1 protein-coding gene and 1 pseudogene are annotated in these 2,908 nt (G+C 47.3%); both read right to left on the reverse strand.

The window, feature by feature from the left end; genetic code table 11:
• Positions 1 to 176: 176 nt before the first annotated feature.
• Positions 177 to 929, reverse strand: a complete 753-nt coding sequence (locus C5470_RS21540) for a TIGR03747 family integrating conjugative element membrane protein (protein WP_166291816.1) — start codon at positions 927 to 929, stop codon at positions 177 to 179.
• Positions 910 to 2,805, reverse strand: a pseudogene (gene traD, locus C5470_RS21545) (type IV conjugative transfer system coupling protein TraD); the annotation flags it as partial. The pseudogene traD and the gene C5470_RS21540, both read right to left, overlap by 20 nt.
• Between the last annotated feature and the right edge of the window lie 103 nt (positions 2,806 to 2,908).

A 2,908-nucleotide genomic window follows, 5' to 3' on the forward strand; every position in this document is an offset into this window, starting at 1 on the left:
TGGTAAACCGATTAAATAATCGCCCCCGGAAAACACGGGGTGGGAAAACACCGAATGAATTATTTAAGGGAATACGAACATGTTTACTTCCAGATTAACGATGTTGCACTTATTATGTGAATCTACCAGGTATTTGAGACATTTTACCAACCAATTCACATCATACGACTTTTACCTCAAAGATATTTCTTAAAAGTACTCATCATCACGGTAATAACCCCCCCTAATAGGAGAGCTGCGGGTAACAATAGTAAATTAGGATACACAGCCGACGGCCAGGAAAGATACAGCAAACAGGGTACACAGAACGCCGGTTTCACAAACCGTTTGGCATGATGATAGATAAAACTCGACTCATAAGCCGCTCCATAACGCCGCAGGTCACGCCGACTTAGCCCTTCAACGACAGCAACGCCTATAACCATCACAAACAAGGGCAAAGACAATACCAGGATAGTGAGCCGGATAACAAAGGTTACGGTCACATATACCGTTGCTAGCAGATACTTCCGCAAACTTTCCGCTAGCCATACACTCCAATCGTCCAACTTTCTCACCATTTCATCATGGCTCCGAGCTTGTACTGTATACTGTTGATTAATCCAGTCCAATGCACTACTGTCTACAAACACCCACTGATAACCCCATTTTAACCCGATACTGAGCGTAGTAGCAGGCTCTGATAACAGTAAGCTGCGGGTAAATTCCCGTGACAGCCAACCGCTTTCCGTGATCATAACTTGCTGGCTGTGCCTTTCACCCTGTTCCGGCCAGAAAAAGGCTATCCCAAGGTATTCAACAACCAAACTAAAAAACAACGATACCAGCAAAAAACCAATGAGCATCCATGGCATATCCCACAGGACAGTTTTTAATGGACCTGATTTTTTCGATGATATCTGCGGCGATTTAGTGTTCTGTTGCGTCATTTTCAGCTTCCCCATCAAGCGTCAGCACCGCTGGATTTAACATCACATGCAGGTCAACCTGACCGTCACTTGGCATTGAGCCCGCTGACCACCAGGATTCACTGGTACGGTAATGTTTACGCATTTCATCAGCGATTTTTTGCAGACTTGCCGGCATCAGGTCATCATCATCGGCTGCTGGCAACGGCATGCGGATCTTCCATAACCGTCCCCCTTCAAGCAGAGCAAATGCCTGACCTTTCGGCAAGTTAATCACTTCGGCAGGCGTAATTAACGGCGTTCTGATCGTGCTAACCCGATCCTGAATGTTAGAAGTAAAATGACCACCCTGCTCTGGACTGGAGATATCGGTAATCCCGGAGACCAAAGTTTTGGTATAGACCTCTACCTCCGGCAACTGGCGGGTTAACAGCTCAGCTGTGTTGTTTTCCCTAACCCGCAACATGACTAAGGTATTAAAATTTCCTGTTACCTGTGCCGCTTTAGCACTACTGCCAATACGTGCTTCAATATCAGACAAGGTCTGCGTATAAGCGGTTACCTCTATCCCTGCGCCCCCACCTTTGTTAATCAGCGGAATAAATTCATCGCCCATCAGTTCATTGAATTCATCACAATGTAAGCTAATAGGGAATTTTCTCGTTTTGCCTTCTGGTAAACCATCATCCAAACCAAATTTGTAGATATGACCTGCAACAGAAACCAAGTCTGCGAACATAGAATTACCTACTGCCGAAGCCACTTCTGCATCCGATAAAGCGTCCAGCCCCACATAGACGATACCTTTCTTACGTATCACTTGTTGCCAGTCAAAGATGGGACGCGGATCATTCATATCCGTGTAATCTGGCGCCAACAGAGCAGCTATTTTCCCCGTGGTCAGCTTTTCCAGTAATGGCAACAGGGATGCCACGATTTTGTCAAAGTAGGTGCGATCATAACGAACCGCACTGCGCAACCCGTCCAGTATCGGATCGTAGAGTTTTTTCCCCGCTTCTGAGCTTAGTGCCATTTCAATCGCCCAGATTTTCACTGCATTCGTCTGCCCCTGCATATTGCGTGGCAAATCGTCTTCCGTCAGCAGACCCAGGCTTTTCTCCACCTGCGTCCATAACACAGGCAGGCATTGCCTGATAATTTTTTCAGCATACGTTTCATACAATTCCCCAATATTGGTGACATAGCGTAATATCAGGGTGTAATCCGGTCTCTGCCCCAGAGCCACCAAGGCGCGGGTAACGATATTGACAAAACGCCAGGCAAATTCACGAAAAGCAGCACTATTACCCGCCCCACTCAATTGTCCCGCTATACGAGAAGCGACTTCTGAAACCCGACCAAAACGTTCAACAGCATTATAGCGAGCACTAATATCCGGCCAGCCCAGATGAAACACCTGGAATTCATCTTCCCGTCCAGCACGATGCGCTTCCGCCCACATTCGTTTGAGCAGGTCTGCATCCCCTTTCGGATCAAACACAATCGTGATATTACCTCGCCGGATATCCTGCGTGATGAGTAGTTCTGCCAGTCGGGTCTTACCAACACGGGTTGTACCGAGTACTAGCATATGGCCAACCCGCTCGCACAGGTCCATTGATACATTAACCTCTTCCGGCTCAATGCCATGCAATGCCGGATTACCTCCTACCGGCGGCAATGGCCTCAGTGGATTCCACGGAGAATCACGTTGCGTCAGACGACATAAAGAAGGCAATGGGTACTCAAACCGCCGCTCAAATGCCCTCGCTAATTGATAGTACCGGGGAGATTGAACATAACGTTCGACTTCCGGGCGCAAGGTATCCAGCAATCGCTGTGTATGTTTTTGTTGCCAAAGAAACCCTTTCCCTAGGGGCTGTTGACGTTTTGAGAGGAATTACGGAACAGCATGATGATGGGGTATAATTGCTTTCGCCAAAAAACGACTCTACCTCACCATCATGCCAAGAACTATGTTAACAGATGAAGTATGGAAT

The sequence above is a fragment of the Photorhabdus stackebrandtii genome (assembly GCF_011189495.1).
Classification (GTDB): Bacteria; Pseudomonadota; Gammaproteobacteria; order Enterobacterales; family Enterobacteriaceae; genus Photorhabdus; species Photorhabdus khanii.